Origin of the sequence: Sphaerisporangium melleum, from assembly GCF_014646695.1 — a bacterium.
Classification (GTDB): domain Bacteria; phylum Actinomycetota; class Actinomycetes; order Streptosporangiales; family Streptosporangiaceae; genus Sphaerisporangium; species Sphaerisporangium melleum.
In genome coordinates, this window is the sequence record NZ_BMNT01000029.1 from 1 (window position 1) to 15223 (window position 15223).

The following is a 15223-nucleotide window of genomic DNA, read 5'->3' on the forward strand; positions in this document are numbered from 1 at the left end:
GCTTCACCGGCGGCAGCGGCAACCTGTTCAACGTCAACTGGTGGCAGTTCGGCTCCGGTGGGCCGACGCCTACTCCCACCCCCACCCCGACCCCCACGCCCACGCCCTCTCCGACCCCCACCCCCTCTCCGACGCCCACTCCCACGCCGGGCGGTGCCTGCGGCGCGACCTACCGCACCACCAACTCGTGGTCGGGCGGCTTCCAGGGCGAGGTCACGGTGACGGCCGGCGCTTCGGCGATCAACGGCTGGACCGCCCGATGGACCCTGGGCAGTGGCCAGAGCATCAGCCAGGTCTGGAACGGCACGCTGAGCACCAGCGGCTCGACCGCGTCGGTGACCAACGTCTCCTACAACGGTTCGCTCCAGCCGTCCGGTTCGACGACGTTCGGCTTCCTCGCCAACGGCACCCCGACGACCCCGGCCATCACCTGCACCAGCCCCTGACGGCGACCGCCGTCCCCAGACGGGGACGGCGGCACGCCAGGCCGGCACGCCGGTGACCACGGCGTCGCATCTGAGCGGCCGGCGGTGTGCGGATCCCCGTGATCGCCGCACCGCCGGCCGTACCGGTCCGATCGGCATCGGCGAGTCTTCGGAGCCGGCCGCACGGCGAGCGTGATGCGCACGGTTTGACATTGACGTGACGTCAACGTTTCCGCTGAGGCCATGCTGATCGGTGAGCTCGCCGCGATGGCCGGGGTGTCGACCCGGACCGTGCGCCACTACCACCACCGGGGCCTGCTGCCCGAGCCGGCCCGCCGAGGTGCGGGTGATGCGCCTGTTCGCCGACGACCCGGCCGCCGTCCTCGCGGCCCTGCGGCCCGCCCGCACGCTGGACCCGTCCTGACCGGTCTGTGGCCCGGCCCGTCCTTCCGGCCGCCACGGCTCTGCCGCGCGGACGGCAGGTCCGCCGGGCCTACCTGCGGCGGCGGCCGAGCGCGGCGGCGACGTTCACCAGGATGATGCCGGTCCAGGCCAGAAACAGCCCGGCGGGCCCCGCCTCGCCCGCGGCGATCGCGGTCAGCGGGATGCCGATGCCGAGGGACCCGAGCGCGATCGGGATGGTGGAGTCGGTCTGCTTCGGCCTGCCCCGGGGAGGGGACGCTCCCGGCGTGCCCGGCTGGACCTGGTATCCGTTCTGCGCGGCCACCTCGGCCCGCACCCGGGCCTCGATCGCGGAGTCGATCTTGTCGAGGAAGGACTCGACCAGCGCCTGCTCGTAGTCGGGGCCGAGATCGCGCCGGGCCTCGATGGTGGCCCGGAGCTCGTCGCGGGGGAGTGTGTTGTCCGGCACCCTGCCAATGTGGCACAACGGCAGCTCACCGGCATCCCCCGGAAGAAGGAAGGCCCTACTCCCGGAGTACGGTGTTCGGCATGGAGATCATGACGCCGCGGGGGCGGGCGGTCGTGGAGGTCGACGAGGCGGCCGAGCCGAGGTTCCTGTTCGTCCTCACCCACGGGTCGGCCGGCGGGGTGGAGTCGCCTGATCTGCTGGCCGTGCGCGACGCGACGGTCGCGATCGGCGGCACCGTCGCCCGCGTGCTGCAGCCGTTCAGAGTCGCCGGAGCCCGCGCTCCGGGGTCGCCGGCCAGGCAGGACGAGGCGTGGACCTCGATCACCGCGTCGCTGGGGGAGAAGTTCCCCGGCCTGCCCCTGGTGCAGGGCGGCCGGAGCAACGGAGCCCGGGTGGCCTGCCGGACCGCGCGTGCCGTCGGTGCGGCGGCGGTCGTGGCGCTGGCCTTCCCGTTGCACCCGCCCGGCAAGCCCGGACGCTCACGGGCGCAGGAGCTGCGCGAGGCGGGGGTGGACGTGCTGGTGGTCAGCGGCGACCGGGATCGCTTCGGAATCCCCGAGCGAGCGGACGCCGCGCGCCTGGTGGTGCTGGCGGGCGAGGGGCACGACCTCAACCGGGACCCCGCCCGGGTGGGCGAGGTGGTCGCGGAGTGGCTCGGCCCGCGGTTCTCGTGACGGTCAGGCTGCGCTGATGGCCAGATCGGTGGGACGGTGCGGGGCGATGACGGCGCCATCGGGCAGGAGCTCCCCGGTGTCCTCGAAAAGCACGATGCCGTTGCACAACAGGCTCCACCCCTGCTCAGGGTGCGCCGCGATCGTGCGGGCGGCTTCGCGGTCCGGCGCGTTGGTGCCAGGACAGGACGGCTCATGCGGGCACATCGTGTGCCTCCGGTTTTCTCTCTCGGTCTGGGGCTCGCGGGGGCATCACTCGCCAGGCACCGCTGCCCTGCGCCGACTCCCCCATTCCCCGTCACACGGGGACGAGCGCTGTTGTGATGGTGTGTGCGCTAGCGCACACCTACAGAGTAAGTGTGCTGCGGGTCACACGCGTACGACATAGCCCATTGGGACGGTTTGTAGCCGCGGGTTAGGGGTCCGAGGGGGACCCGCAGGACTGGTTCGGTCGTGTGACCTGCCACACAAGCGTGCCCGACGGAAGATAACGGTCCAAGCACGACTCGCCGCCGAACGGATAAACGAATGGTTACGCGTCGGCGAGGCCCCTCAGCAGGGCGTCGAGCCCGCGTTCGAAGGCTGCTTCGGCCTCCTCGGCCGGCTCGGCCCGTACGGCCGCGGGGGACGGTCCCGTCACGGTCTCCCCGTCGTCCTCGGCGTCGGCGGCCGGTGCGGCCCAGCCGGAGCGCTGGATCTCCACCGCGACACTACCCAGCACGTACGCGCGCAGCGTGCGCACCGCCTGGGCGGCCCGGGCGGCATCGCCGAACCCGGCCGTGGCCAGTTGTTCGCCCTGCTCGCGGATGGCCAGCAGGGCGGTGCCCTGCGGCGGCTTGGTGAGAGCCAGGGCCAGCACACCCGGGTGCTCCAGCAAGGCGGTCCGTGCGACGCGCGCCCAGGCCCGGGCGACGTCCTGCCAGCCGGCGGCGGAGGCCTCGACGGTGACGCTGGTGACGTGCTCGGCGAGTGCGTCCATGAGCGCCTCCTTGCCCCGGGGGAGGTGGTGGTAGATCGCCATCGCCTCCACCTGCAGGGCGTCGCCGAGGCGGCGCATGGTCAGCCGGCGCAGGCCCTGACCGTCGGCGATGTGCAGGGCCGCTTCGATGATGCGTTCGCGGGACAGGGGGACCGGAGGTCGCTTCGCTGGCATGCCCATCATGATCCCGAGCCTGACTTACTTTGTAAAGGCCGCCGCGCTGGACAACCCCGGCGCCCCACCCGCGCCGCCGCACTCACCTGCGTGCGGAAGACACCGGTCCCGGAAGATCGATGACCGCCGGGGCCGCGGCCGAGCCGGTGCCGCGGGCGGCGTACGCTAGGGCGCGAGCGACGAACGCCGGTCAGGGCCGGCGGGCAGGAGAGATCGCCGGCGTGGCCGGTGGTGTGCCGAGAGAGGGCAGGCGATGGCGTTTTTCCGTCCGAGCGTGAGCAGGGAGGCGGAGGTCAGGCACCACGCCGACCAGGAGGTCGGAAAGAGCTTCCCCCAGTTGGTGGACAGGGCGCGTGCGGCCGAGAGTGAGCTGCGGCGGCGCCAGGCCGCCCGGGCCGGAGTGCCGGAGCTGCGGGAGGCCGCGCTCGCCTACGATCGCGCGCTGACCGACGCCCTGCGCGCCGCCGAGGCGGCCCAGCGCGCCACCCTGGGCGTCAAGGCCTACGACGACCGCATCCGGCGGCGCAAGGGCAGGGCGACCCCCGAAGGCGCCAAGTGGACCCAGGAGGTCGACCGCCTGCGCACCCTGCGCGAGGCCAACCGCCTCACCGGCATTCCCCGCGTCCCGCGCCCCGTACCCGCCGCGCGCTAGCTGTACTGCACCGGGAAGGCCCGGGCACCGCAACGGCCCCCGCCCGGTTGTGGGCGAGGGCCGTTTCGGATGGGTGCGTCAGCTCGCCCAGTCGAGCAGCGGGCGGGTGTTGCTCGGGTGGCGCAGCTTGGACAGCGACTCCTTCTCGAGCTGGCGGATGCGCTCGCGAGTCAGCCCCAGGTGCTTGCCGATCTCGTCCAGCGTGTGCGGCTTGCCGTCCACCAGGCCGAACCGCAGCGCCATGATCTTGGCCTCGCGAGGGGTGAGGTTGCCGAGCACGCCGCGCAACTCGGCGCCCAGCAGCTGCCGGTCCACCACCTCTGACGCCTCGGGGGCGTCGACGTCCTCGATGAGGTCGCCGATGGTGGTCTCGCCGTCCTCGCCGATGGTCGCGTTCAGGCTGATCGGCTGGCGGCTGGTGCGCAGCAGCTCCTCGATCTGGTCGGGGGTCTTGTCCAGCTCCACCGCCAGCTCCTCGGGGGTGGGCTCGCGGCCGAGGCGCTGGTGCATGTCGCGCTCGATGCGCGACAGCTTGGACAGCATCTCGAGCACGTGCACCGGGAGCCGGATCGTGCGGGCGGAGTCGGCGAAGCCGCGCTGGATCGCCTGCCGGATCCACCACATGGCGTAGGTGGAGAACTTGTAGCCCTTGGAGTAGTCGAACTTCTCCACCGCGCGGATCAGGCCGAGGTTGCCCTCCTGCACGACGTCCAGCAGCGCCATGCCGCGGTCGGTGTACTTCTTGGCCACCGAGACCACCAGGCGCAGGTTGGCCTCCAGCATGTGGTCCTTGGCCCGCCTGCCGTCCTCGGCGACCCACGTAAGGTCGGCGCGCTGCTCGTCGGTGAGCGTCTCGGCCTCGAGCTTGTACTCGGCGTACAGGCCGGCCTCGATGCGCTTGGCCAGCTCCACCTCCTCGGCGGCGGTCAGCAGCGTGCGGCGGCCGATCGACTTGAGGTAGGTGTGCACCGAGTCGCCCATGACCGAGGACTGGTCGTCCAGGTCGAGCGGCTCGTTGGACAGGTCGAGGTCGTCCTCGGTCCAGCTCTCCTCCGGCTCCGCGGAGTCCACCTGCTCGGCGGGGCCGGCCGGGGGCGGGGTGGGGGCGGCGGGGGCGGGGACCGTCTGCGTGGTCGTGCGGGCGCGGCGCGTCGCGGGGCGGCGGCGGGTGGCGACCGCGCCCTCGGCGGGCTCCCCGCCGGTGGCGGGGTCCGCGGTGGCGCTGGTGGTGCGGGTCATTGCCCTCTTCGCGGTAGTCTTCACTTCGGTGCTCTTACGGGTCTTTCGCGCCGGGCTGCGGGTGGGCTGGTCCTCCGTGGCCAGGCTCACGCCGGCCTCGGTGAGCTCGCGCAGGATCGAACGGCCCTTGGCCGGGCTGATCTGCGCCGATGAGAACGCCTCGCGTAGCTCCGCGAGGGAAAGGTGACCTTGCGCTCGCCCTCGGTCGAGGACCTGAGCGAGCGTCGTCGTGGTCGCCTCGCGCGAGGGCGAGGTCGCCGCGGCAGTTCGGGGCATGAGCACACCTCCTCCGTCACGGAGTCGTCATTTCGGTCTTGGGATGGTGCGGCGTTCGAGGCTCGGCGCACCGTTATCAATAACGTCAGACGGCGCCGTTTGTTCCCGGCACCCCTCGGCGCGGCCGGGCGGACCACCTGATGAGCGTGCACGTCCCGCCTGGTGAACACCCGGGGCGGCCCCGGCGGGCGTCGTTCGCGGCGGTCCGGCGGGGGCCGCGCGCCGCCGCACTGCCCGCCGGTGCCGCCGACCCTCCACTGCCCACGATCGCCCGATCCACACACCATCCGCGCTTCCCGCCGTCCTCCGGCCGGGCGCGCCGGGGAGAAGACCCCGGGGGAGTGGAGGGGACCGGGCGAGAAGATCGTGCTCGACGATGTTCACGGCCGCGCGAGCGCGGGGGATCCGCCGGTGGACGGGAGGGACGGGAAGCTCCTGTGGGTGCTCAGGCGTGTCTGACGGTTCGAAGTGGCGGAGCCGGAGCATCAGGGCGCCGATGGTGGCGCTGGCGAGGTGGCGGCCGGCGAGTTCGTCGAAGCGGGTGGCGACGGCTCGCCACTACTCGAGCCTGCCGGAGCAGGGTGGCGAAGGCGTGAGGGCGGCATCTGCGGCTGCCCCTTGTGCTTGCGGTCGGTGATCCGGTCCTTGCGCCCGGGGATGACCGCCTGGATGCCACGACGGTACAGGTAGGTGCGGATCTTGGTGGAGGACGCCCCTTGTCGCCGATCAGCCGGTCGGGACGGGACCGGGGCCGTCCTGGGCCGGTGCGGGGTGGCCGGAGTTCGGCCGTCACCGCTGCGAAGGCGGCAGGGGGGCTTGGCATGACAGGAGGCGGGCCGCCATCTGGCGGGCCGCCTCCTGAGAAGCCTGGCGCCTTGCCGGTTACTTCGGCTTCTTCTCGCCGGTGATGACCGGGATCGGCAGCGGCTCGGCCTCCTCCATGCGCTTCTCGGTCCAGAACTCCGCGACCTTCTTGGGGTCGCGGTTCATCTGCTCGTCGGTGAAGACCTTCGGCGGGGCGGTCGGCTCGGCGTTCGCGGGGACGTCGGGCCCGGGGATCCGACCAGGCGCCTCACCGGGGGCGTAGGTCGTGGAGGTCTCGCTCTGGCGACCGGCCTTATCGGTCTCGACCCGTCCCGTGGCGGCGGCCGCCGCGACGGAGATACCCCCGACGAGGACCGCTCCCACCACACCGGCGGAGATCCACATCTTGCGGGTTGGGTTCATCAAGGCGTCCTTCCTAGATCCACTGCCTGTCCCTATGACGGCTGGATACGGCTTCCGGTTCCCTGACGGGACATTGTGGTCAAGAAACATCACTTGCGCCAACAAACCCGGAAATATCCCGGCGGATCGCTACAAGATCGTGCTTGCCGTTGGGCAGCAGCGGGAGACGGTCTCTCAGCACCAGCACGCGCGGCGCCGCGTACCCGGGCATCCGCGTCTTCACCAGGGCGCGCAGCTCCTCCAGCGCCGGGGGAGCGGCCGGGTCGGCGGCGACCACCACCGCGACGACCTCCTCGCCCCACTCCGGGTGCGGGCGCCCGGCGACGACGGCCTCCCCGACGCCCGGATGCCCGGTCAGGATCGCGGCCACCTGGGCGGACACCACCTTGCGCCCGCCGGTGTTGATCACATCGTCGGCGCGGCCGAGCACCCGCAGCCGGCCGTTCTCCAGCGCGCCGAGGTCGGAGGTGACGTACCACCCCTCGCGCAGCGCCTCCCGCGTCAGGTCGGGGCGCAGCCGGTAGCCGGAGAACAGCGCCGGGCCGGCCAGCAGCACCCGGCCGTCCGCCCCCACCGCGGTCCGTACACCTGTGAGCGGCACGCCGTCGTAGACGCATCCACCGCACGTCTCGCTCATCCCGTACGTGGTCACCACGCGCGCCCCGGCGTCCCGCGCCTCGGCGAGCAGGCCCTCGGGCGCGGCGGCCCCGCCCAGCAGGATCGTGCGGAACCGCGACAGGCCGGCGCCCGCGTCGAGCATCCGCCGCAGCTGCGTCGGCACCAGCGACACGTGGTCGGCGCCGCTGCCGGCGACCGCCTCGGGGGAGAACCGCTCGTGCATCAACGGCTCAGTGCCGCCCAGCAGCGAGCGCACCAGCACCATCAGGCCGGAGACGTGGGAGACCGGCAGGCAGCACAGCCAGCGCTCGCCCGGACGGGCGCCGAGCCGGTCCAAAGAGGCCGCCGCGGCGGTGGTCAGGGCGGACGCCGCCAGCTCCACCCCCTTGGGCACCCCGGTCGAGCCGCTCGTCGCGATGATCACCGCGGTGTCCCCGGCCGCCGGCACCCCGCCCGCGTGGCGCCGCACGCCATCGGCGGTCGCCACATGGGTGGGGCGCAACGCCGAAAGCGCCTCGCGCAACGCCGGGGCGGGCAGGTCGGGGGCGAGCGGCAGCACCGCCGGACCCTCCCCGCGTACCGCGTCACGGATCATGCCGAACAGGGACGGACCGGGAGGGAGAACCACCGCGTGCACAGGACGCTCACTCACGGTCGTAAGGTTAGTCCGGGCGAGGGGCCCCATCCGGCCCTGCCCGTTCCCCCGGGTCGACCGCCCCGCCGGGCGGGCCGCCCCCCAGGCACTTTTCGAGGAGGGCAGGTGAACCCCGCCACCGCGCTGACCGGCGTCCTGTTCGACGAGCTGGCGCGCTGCGGGCTGACCGACGTGGTGCTCGCCCCCGGGTCCCGCTCGGCCCCGCTGGCGCTCGCCGCCCACGGCGACCCCCGCCTGCGGCTGCACGTGCGCATCGACGAGCGCTCGGCCTCCTTCCTGGCCCTGGGCCTGGCCCGCAGGTCGGAGCGGCCGGTCGCCCTGGTGTGCAGCTCGGGCACCGCCGCCGTCAACTTCCACCCCGCGGTGGTCGAGGCCCACGAGTCCGGCGTCCCGCTGCTGCTGCTCACCGCCGACCGCCCGCCCGAGCTGCGCGGCACCGGGGCCAGCCAGACGATCGACCAGCTCAAGCTGTACGGCGCGGCGGTGCGGTGGTTCACCGAGGTCGGAGTCCCCGAGGAGCGGCCGGGCCAGGTGGCCTACTGGCGCTCGCTCGCCTCCCGCGTCTACCAGCGCGCCCTCGGCCCCGGCGACCCCGGCCCCGTCCACCTCAACCTGGCCTTCCGCGAGCCGCTCATCCCCGACGGCGACACCACCTGGTGCGAGCCCCTGGAAGGCACCGGGACCGGCCCGTGGGTGCGGGCAAGGGTCGCGCCGCCGTCCGCCGGCCTGCACGTCCCGCCCACCCGCCGCGGCGTGCTGGTCGTCGGCGACGGCGCGCCGAACGTGCGCCGCTACGTCGCCGCCGCGGGCATGGCCGGATGGCCGGTGCTGTCGGAGCCGACCGGGGGCGGCCGGTACGGCGACCACGCCATCTCGGCCTACCACTTCCTGCTCGGCACCCCCGAGTTCGCGACCGCCCACCGTCCCGACGTCGTGGTCACCCTCGGCCGGCCCAGCCTGTCGCGGCCCCTGCTGGCCTGGCTCAAGCAGGCCACCGAGCACATCGTCGTCGCCTCCGACCTGTCACGCTGGCCAGACCCGGCCCGATCGGCCACCCAGGTCGCCCAGGCGGTCGAGATCCCGGTGGCCGCGGGCGGCGACTCCTGGCTGCGGTCCTGGCGTGCCGCCGAGGCCGCGGCGCGCGCTGCGGTGGACGCCGTGCTGGACGACGCGGGGATCACCGAGCCGCGCCTGGCCAGAGACCTGGCCGACATGCTGCCCAACAACGCCCTGCTGTTCTCCGGCTCCTCCATGCCGATCAGGAGCCTGGACCAGGCCATGCGGCCCCGGCGCGGCGTGCGGCTGCTGGCCAACCGCGGCGCGGCGGGCATCGACGGCCTGGTCTCCACGGCCGTCGGCGCGGCACTGGCCCACAACGGGCCCTCCTACGCGCTGCTCGGCGACCTGACCCTGCTGCACGACCAGAACGGCCTGGTGATCGGGCCGCGCGAGCCACGGCCCGACCTGTGCGTCGTGGTGGTCAACAACGACGGCGGCGGCATCTTCTCGCTGCTGCCCCAGGCCGCGCTGACCGACTCCTTCGAGCGGGTGTTCGGCACCCCGCACGGGGTGGACCTGTCCTACCTCGCCGCCGCCACCGGCACCCCGCACACTCTGCTGGCCTCGATCGGCGATCTGTCCAAGGCGATCAGGGGGGAGGGGCTGCGCATCGTGGAGGTGCGCACCGACCGCGCCGAGAACGCCCGCGTCCACGCCGAGATGCGCGACGCCGCCCAGGCCGCCGTGCGGAGTCTCGGCTGACCGCGCGGCCGCACCCCTGATTCCGGCGGGCCCGTCCGCGGGCGCTGCACAGGGCGTACCAGCGCATAGGGTGTGAGCCATGCATGTCGAGGAGTGGCTCCAGGCGATCCCGCCGGTGTGGATCTGCGTCATCGTGGGCGTCGTGATCGGGCTGGAGAGTCTCGGCATCCCTCTGCCGGGCGAGGTCGTCCTGGTCAGCGCGGCGCTGCTGTCGGCGCAGCACGTCGTCAGCCCGGTGTGGGTCGGGGTCTGCGCGAGCGCCGGCGCGATCATCGGCGACTCGCTGGGGTACGCCATCGGCCGCAGGGGCGGGCAGCCGCTGTTCGACCGGCTCGCCCGCCGCTTCCCCAAACACTTCGGCGCGGCCCACATCGCCAAGGCCGAGCGCGCCTTCGACAAGTGGGGCATGTGGGCGGTGTTCTTCGGCCGCTTCGTCGCCCTGCTGCGCATCCTGGCCGGTCCGCTGGCGGGCGCACTGCGCATGCCGTACTGGCGGTTCCTGGTGGCCAACGTGCTCGGCGGCATCCTGTGGGCCGGCGGCACCACCGCGGTCATCCACTACCTCGGCATCGTCGCCGACCGGTGGCTGAAGGGCTTCTCCTGGGTGGGCCTGCTCGTCGCCGTGCTGTTCGGCTGCGCCACCACCCTGTACATCAAACGCCGCGCCGGGCGCCTCACCGAGCCCGCCGAGGAGAGCGGTGCCGAGGCAGGGGCGACCGCCGCCCCGGCCGGCGCTCAGCGCTCGATCAGGGTGACCTCCAGCGAATAGTGCGAGGCCTGGTAGACATGTGAGCCGTGCTCGACGGCCCTGCCCTGGTCGTCGTAGGTCGTACGCACCATGGTGAGCAGCGGCGCACCCCGGCGCTCGTCCAGCAGTCGCGCCTCCGCGGCGGTGGCCGCGCGCGCCGATGCGCTGGTTGGCCACCCGCATGCGCACCCCGCCCGCGCACGGCAGATCGTACAGGCCGCGCTCCTCCAGAGCATGCCGTCAGCCGGCCGAGACCGGTGGGCAGCCAGTTGTGCAGCAGGGCCAGCGGCTCCCCGGCCGCATAGCGCACCCGCTCGAGCCGCAGCACCTCGGTGCCGGGCGCGACGCCGAGTACTCCGGCGATCTCGTCGTCGGCAGGCCGCGGTAGTGCTGCGCTACATCGCCCGTGCACGCGACCGCGGTCTCGGCGTGGTGTTCATCACCCACAATCCGCACCACGCCTACCCGGTGGGCGACCGCTTCCTGCCGCTCAACCGCGGCGTCAGCCTGGGAGAGTACGACCGGCACTCCATCACCCGCGAGGAGCTCACCTCGCTCATGGCCGGCGGCGCCGAACTGGACGACCTCGCCCACGAACTCGACCGCCTCCCCGGTACTTCGGCGAAAGACCGCCCGGAACCCGCGGCGGGCTGAACCGCGGTCTCCTTCGACAGAGCCGTCGCCGCCTCGAATCCCGACAAGCCGGCCATGGCCTGAGTGAACCCGAACATGGTGGGTCTCGCCGGTCCGATCGTGAGGTTCGCCCAGTACAGAGGGGCGCCACGACCGCTCTTACGTTGTCGTTCGGTCTTGTCGCCGGTATTTGCCGGGCGCGATGCCGTACTGACGCTTGAAGGCGTTGGCGAAGGCGAACTCCGAGGCATAGCCGACCTGCCGGGCCACCATGCTCAGGGGTGCCTCGGAGTCGCGTAGCAGCCGTCGGGCGATGATCATCCGCCACCAGGTCAGATAGGTGAGCGGGGGCCGGCCGACCAGGGCCGTGAAGCGGCGGGCGAACGCCGTCCGGGACAACCCGCCGCGCCTTCCCAGCTCCTCGACCGTCCAAGGCCGGGAGGGATCGCGATGGATGCCGCTCAGGGCCGCGGTGATCGCCGGGTCGCTCAATGCCGCGGCCCAGCCGGTGGTCGTGCCCTGCTCGGGGCGGCCGGAGAACCAGGCGCGCAGAATGTACAGCAGGAGTACGTCGAGGAGAGCCGGTACGGCGGCGTCCGCGCCGATGCGGGAGTTCTCCAACTCGGCGCCGAGGAGGTCGACGGCGGCGCGGAGCTCGGGATGGCGACCAAGCCGGGCCGGTAGGTGAACGATCTCGGGTAGGTCGTTCAGAAGCGGGTGCGCGAGCGCGGCGTCGAACCGGTACGCGCCGCACAGGGTCACGCTGGGCGGCCTCGAGCCCTGCTCCGCCCTGCCTGACGGGAACTCCTCGCGTTGCCCGAAGTAGAGGCCGTTCTCGCCGGGGAAGCAGAAGGGTTCGGTCAGGGGGCTGGAAGGGCTGTCGGCCAGTGCGTGGTCGATCGCCCGGGGAAGGAACACCACATCCCCTGGGCTCAGCGCGATCGGGGCGCCGTTGGAGGGAAGCAGCCAGCACGTCCCCTGGAGGACCACGTGGAAGGCGGCCCCTGGTGAGGGCGGATAGCTTCGCCCCCATGGGGCGTGTCGTCGCACGCGCGCGGAGACCGGGCGACCGACGTGCATGACCGCGAGCACGTCACTGAGCACGTCCATGAAGCCAGCTTACTCTCGCGAGCGTCTACATATCGGGACGATGCCGTATGAATGAGAGCTTTTCCAGCATTGGACGTCCCCCAACGCCGCCCTAGGGTCGTATGCGTTCCGTCTGCCATATCAGGAGACAACGCATATGCCCCAGAAGTCACGCTGGCGCGCGTTCGCCGTGCTCAGCGCCGTACAACTAGTGATCATCATCGACTCCAGCATCGTGTACGTGGCGCTGCCCACCATCCAGACCGACCTCGGGTTCTCTCCCGCAGGCCTGGCCTGGGTCGTGAACGCTTACATGATCGCCTTCGGTGGCCTGTTGCTGCTGTCCGGGCGGCTGGGCGACCTGATCGGCCGCAAGCGCATGTTCGTCGTCGGCCTGAGTACCTTCACCGCGGCCTCGCTGCTGTGCGGGCTGGCCGTGAGCCAGGCGATGCTGGTCGCCGCCCGGTTCGTTCAAGGGGCCGGTGGGGCGATGGCTTCGGCCGTGGTCATGAGCATCATCGTGACGATCTTCCAGGAACCGCGGGAGCTGGCCAAGGCGGTCGGCGCGATCGGGTTCGTCGCGGCCGTCGGCGGGGCGGTCGGCGGTACGGCCGGAGGGCTTCTCACCCAGGCCGCCGGCTGGTCCTGGATCTTCTTCGTCAACGTCCCCATCGGGGTCGTGGCGGTGGTGCTGGCCGTTCGGCTGCTGGCCGATGACCGCGGGTCAGGCCTCGCCGTGGGAGCCGACATCACGGGCGCCTTCCTGGTCACCGCGGGTCTGATGGTCGGCGTCTACACCATCGTCAAGGTGGAGCAGCACGGCTGGGGATCGGCGCATACGCTCGGCCTCGGCGCGGTGTCCATCGCCTTGCTCGCGGCGTTCGCTGCGCGCCAGGCCAGTGCCAGGAGCCCGCTGATGCCGCTGGGTGTCTTTCGCTCGCGCAACCTCGCAGGCGCCAATCTGGTCCAAGTGCTGATGGTGGCTTCCATGTCCGGATTCCAGTTCCTCACTGTCTTGTACCTGCAGCGGGTAGTGGGATACGGCGCGGCCGAGACGAGTCTGGCGGGACTGCCCATCGCGCTGGTGCTGGCGGTCGTGTCGCTCGGCCTGTCCGCGCGGATGAGCACGCGCTTCGGCCCGCGTGCCGTACTGCTGGCGGGTCTTGTGCTCCTCGCGGCCGCGCTGGCGTGGTTCACCCGTGCCCCGGTGGACGGCGGATACCTGGTGGACGTCCTGCCGTCGATGGTGCTGCTCGGCGTGGGCGGGGGCCTGGCCATGCCCGCGGTGATGACGTTGGCCATGTCAGGTGTACGCCCGGGCGACGCCGGGCTCGCCTCCGGTCTGGCCGGTACGGGAGCGCAGGTGGGAGGCGCCCTCGGCTTGGCGGCCTTGGCCGCGCTCGCATCCGGACGCACCGCCCGGCTGACCGCTGCCGGGCAGAGCACCATCTCAGGGCTGAACGCTGGTTACCACCTGGCGTTCGGCGCCGGTGCGGGCCTCCTCGCCACCGCCGTCATCGTCGGCTTCGTCATCCTGCGCCCTGAGCCCGCAGGACCGCCGCAGGAGAACCCGTGATCAAGGTAGCCGTCATGCCGCTCGGTATGGCGGCGTCCACCGCCGGGGCGGTACACGCCTGGGACCGGGCCCGCTCGCCGGTCGGTCCTGGCACTATGGGCGGGTGGATCGGTTCTTGGCCCTGGACGGGAGGACGGGGAACGCGCTGACCGCGTTCTGGCCCGCCGCCCGCGTCCGCGTGGTGCCCGGCGACCTGCCGATGCCCGCGGCCCTGGTCGCGGTCTGGTGCGGGTTCCCGCGCCGTCGCCGGCGCGGTGGGGTGATCAGCCTTCCAGGGCGTAGCGCATGACGCGGAACTTGGCCTGGGCCTCGGCCAGCTCGGCGGCGGGGTCGGAGTCGCCCATGATGCCGCAGCCGGCGAACAGCCGCGCCCGGCGTCCCTCGATCTGGGCGCAGCGCAGCGCGATGCCCCACTCGCCGTCGCCGCGGCCGTCGATCCACCCGACCGGGCCGGCGTACCCGCCGCGGTCCATGCCTTCCAGCTCGCGGATGACCTCCAGCGCGACCCCGGTCGGCGTGCCGCCGACGGCCGCCGTCGGGTGCATGGCGGCGACCACGTCCAGCACCGACGCGCCGTCGGCCAGGCGTCCCCGCACCCGGCTGGCCAGGTGCTGGACGTTGGGCAGCACCAGCAACTCGGGCTGGTCGGGCACCGTGAGCTCGGCGCACAGCGGCGCGAGCGTGTCGCGTACCGAGGCCACCGCGCAGGCGTGCTCGTAGCGGTCCTTGCGCGAGGCGAACAGGGCGGCGGCCTGGGCGTGGTCCTCCGCGGGGCCCGGCCCGCGGTAGGTCGTGCCGGCCAGCACCAGCGACTCGACCTCCTGGCCGGTGTGCCGGACCAGCAGCTCGGGAGTGGCGCCGACCAGGCCCGCGCAGGAGAAGGTGTAGCAGTCGGGGTAGGCGTCGGCGAGCCGGCGCAGCAGCAGCCGCACGTCGATCTCGCGTTCGGCGGTGGCGACCAGGTCGCGGGCGAGCACGGCCTTCTCCAGCCGGCCCGACCTGATCTCGCCGATCGCACGGCCCACGGCGTGCTGCCACTGGGGGGCGGTCAGCGAGCCGTCGCCGTAGCGGATCTCGCCGGGGCCCCGCGGCGGCGTCATCAGCTCCATCGGCGCCTCGCCCACGGTGGTCAGCCACGCGCGGCCGTTCCTGCGGCCCAGCACGACACGCGGGACGACCAGCACCGAGCCGGGGGCGTCGGGGTCGAAGGTGAACGAGCCGAAGGCGACCGGCCCCGAGCCGGGCACGTGCACGCCGTCGTCCACGCTGGCCTCGCCGAAGACGTCCGCCAGCCAGGCCCTGGCCCAGTCGAACCGGCCGGGGCCGGGAGGGACGTCGACCCGGGCCGCCTCGCCCCAGGCGACCATGCCCTCGCCCCGGTGCACCCAGGCGTAGGGGGGAGCCTGCGGCAGTCGCGCGACCAGATCTCCGGGATGGTCGATGGGGATGGTGCGAACCAGCGGGGGGCGGGTTATCCCGAGCGCGACACTCACCCGACCCACCTTATGCGGAATCTGAACATGTTCGACATCGGCCCCCTGTCTCACACGGCCCCGCAGGTCACAGGCGTCGCACGTCCATGGGGGCCTACACAGCCCTGCCGTCGTGTCAAGCCGCGATAGGAACTCG

Annotated in this window: 17 protein-coding genes and 2 pseudogenes; 9 read left to right on the plus strand and 10 right to left on the minus strand. The window is 72.7% G+C overall.

Annotation, left to right across the window (positions count from 1 at the left end; all coding sequences use genetic code 11):
• Together IEY93_RS24305 and IEY93_RS24310 are read left to right on the plus strand one after the other, a co-directional pair.
• Positions 1 to 446 (plus strand): cellulose binding domain-containing protein (locus IEY93_RS24305; protein ID WP_189165432.1); only part of this gene is annotated, 446 nt, incomplete at its 5' end.
• 222 nt (positions 447 to 668) lie between these two features.
• Positions 669 to 773: pseudogene (locus tag IEY93_RS24310) on the plus strand (MerR family DNA-binding transcriptional regulator); the annotation flags it as partial.
• Positions 774 to 918: 145 nt separating this feature from the next.
• Here the strand turns inward: IEY93_RS24310 and IEY93_RS24315 are convergent.
• Positions 919 to 1296 carry a hypothetical protein gene (locus IEY93_RS24315; RefSeq protein WP_189165433.1) on the minus strand — a complete coding sequence of 126 codons (378 nt, stop codon included), beginning with the start codon at positions 1294 to 1296 and terminating at the stop codon, positions 919 to 921.
• Between the two features lie 80 nt (positions 1297 to 1376).
• On the opposite strand from IEY93_RS24315, the gene IEY93_RS24320 reads away from it, so the two are divergent.
• Positions 1377 to 1970 carry an alpha/beta hydrolase family protein gene (locus IEY93_RS24320; RefSeq protein ID WP_189165434.1) on the plus strand — a complete coding sequence of 198 codons (594 nt, stop codon included), beginning with the start codon at positions 1377 to 1379 and terminating at the stop codon, positions 1968 to 1970.
• Between the two features lie 3 nt (positions 1971 to 1973).
• Here IEY93_RS24320 and IEY93_RS24325 read toward each other — a convergent pair whose 3' ends face one another.
• Together IEY93_RS24325 and IEY93_RS24330 are read right to left on the minus strand one after the other, a co-directional pair.
• Entirely contained in the window at positions 1974 to 2174 is a 201-nt protein-coding gene (locus IEY93_RS24325; RefSeq protein ID WP_189165435.1) for a DUF5999 family protein, read from the minus strand.
• Positions 2175 to 2499: 325 nt separating this feature from the next.
• Positions 2500 to 3120, minus strand: a complete 621-nt coding sequence (locus IEY93_RS24330; RefSeq protein ID WP_189165436.1) for a TetR/AcrR family transcriptional regulator C-terminal domain-containing protein — start codon at positions 3118 to 3120, stop codon at positions 2500 to 2502.
• 274 nt (positions 3121 to 3394) lie between these two features.
• Here IEY93_RS24330 and IEY93_RS24335 point away from each other — a divergent pair, with 274 nt between their 5' ends.
• Positions 3395 to 3772, plus strand: coding sequence for a hypothetical protein (locus tag IEY93_RS24335; protein WP_229691427.1), 378 nt, complete (start codon positions 3395 to 3397; stop codon positions 3770 to 3772).
• Positions 3773 to 3850: 78 nt separating this feature from the next.
• Here IEY93_RS24335 and IEY93_RS24340 read toward each other — a convergent pair whose 3' ends face one another.
• The 3 genes from IEY93_RS24340 to IEY93_RS24350 form a co-directional block, all read right to left on the minus strand.
• Positions 3851 to 5287, minus strand: a complete 1437-nt coding sequence (locus IEY93_RS24340; RefSeq protein ID WP_189165438.1) for an RNA polymerase sigma factor — start codon at positions 5285 to 5287, stop codon at positions 3851 to 3853.
• An 882-nt stretch (positions 5288 to 6169) separates the two neighbouring features.
• Positions 6170 to 6514, minus strand: a complete 345-nt coding sequence (locus tag IEY93_RS24345) for a hypothetical protein (RefSeq protein WP_189165439.1) — start codon at positions 6512 to 6514, stop codon at positions 6170 to 6172.
• Positions 6515 to 6593: 79 nt separating this feature from the next.
• Entirely contained in the window at positions 6594 to 7727 is a 1134-nt protein-coding gene (locus IEY93_RS24350; protein ID WP_229691440.1) for an AMP-binding protein, read from the minus strand.
• 165 nt (positions 7728 to 7892) lie between these two features.
• On the opposite strand from IEY93_RS24350, the gene menD reads away from it, so the two are divergent.
• Together menD and IEY93_RS24360 are read left to right on the plus strand one after the other, a co-directional pair.
• Positions 7893 to 9548, plus strand: coding sequence for a 2-succinyl-5-enolpyruvyl-6-hydroxy-3-cyclohexene-1-carboxylic-acid synthase (menD, locus tag IEY93_RS24355; protein ID WP_189165441.1), 1656 nt, complete (start codon positions 7893 to 7895; stop codon positions 9546 to 9548).
• A gap of 79 nt (positions 9549 to 9627) precedes the next feature.
• A complete protein-coding gene (locus IEY93_RS24360; protein ID WP_189165442.1) occupies positions 9628 to 10317 on the plus strand; it encodes a DedA family protein in 690 nt (229 codons plus the stop codon).
• Here IEY93_RS24360 and IEY93_RS39600 read toward each other — a convergent pair.
• Together IEY93_RS39600 and IEY93_RS39605 are read right to left on the minus strand one after the other, a co-directional pair.
• Positions 10284 to 10532, minus strand: coding sequence for a UTRA domain-containing protein (locus IEY93_RS39600; protein ID WP_307837593.1), 249 nt, complete (start codon positions 10530 to 10532; stop codon positions 10284 to 10286). The two genes, IEY93_RS24360 and IEY93_RS39600, sit on opposite strands and share 34 nt — an antisense overlap.
• 74 nt (positions 10533 to 10606) lie before the next feature.
• Positions 10607 to 10708: pseudogene (locus IEY93_RS39605) on the minus strand (hypothetical protein); the annotation flags it as partial.
• Between IEY93_RS39605 and IEY93_RS24370 the strand changes: the two are divergent.
• On the plus strand, positions 10684 to 10950 hold the full coding sequence (locus IEY93_RS24370) for a P-loop NTPase family protein (protein WP_229691444.1): 267 nt from the start codon (positions 10684 to 10686) through the stop codon (positions 10948 to 10950). The pseudogene IEY93_RS39605 and the gene IEY93_RS24370 overlap by 25 nt on opposite strands.
• 138 nt (positions 10951 to 11088) lie before the next feature.
• On the opposite strand, the gene IEY93_RS24375 is transcribed toward IEY93_RS24370, so the two are convergent.
• Positions 11089 to 12039: an AraC family transcriptional regulator gene (locus IEY93_RS24375; protein ID WP_189165443.1), complete on the minus strand. Its 951-nt coding sequence runs from the start codon at positions 12037 to 12039 to the stop codon at positions 11089 to 11091.
• 136 nt (positions 12040 to 12175) lie between these two features.
• Between IEY93_RS24375 and IEY93_RS24380 the strand changes: the two genes are divergently transcribed.
• Positions 12176 to 13594, plus strand: coding sequence for an MFS transporter (locus IEY93_RS24380; RefSeq protein WP_189165444.1), 1419 nt, complete (start codon positions 12176 to 12178; stop codon positions 13592 to 13594).
• Between the two features lie 103 nt (positions 13595 to 13697).
• The gene (locus IEY93_RS24385) at positions 13698 to 13883 is read left to right on the plus strand and encodes a hypothetical protein (RefSeq protein ID WP_189165445.1); all 186 of its coding nucleotides are present in this window, start codon (positions 13698 to 13700) and stop codon (positions 13881 to 13883) included.
• Here the strand turns inward: IEY93_RS24385 and IEY93_RS24390 are convergent.
• Positions 13858 to 15087, minus strand: a complete 1230-nt coding sequence (locus tag IEY93_RS24390) for an isochorismate synthase (protein WP_189165446.1) — start codon at positions 15085 to 15087, stop codon at positions 13858 to 13860. The two genes, IEY93_RS24385 and IEY93_RS24390, sit on opposite strands and share 26 nt — an antisense overlap.
• Positions 15088 to 15223 lie beyond the last annotated feature (136 nt).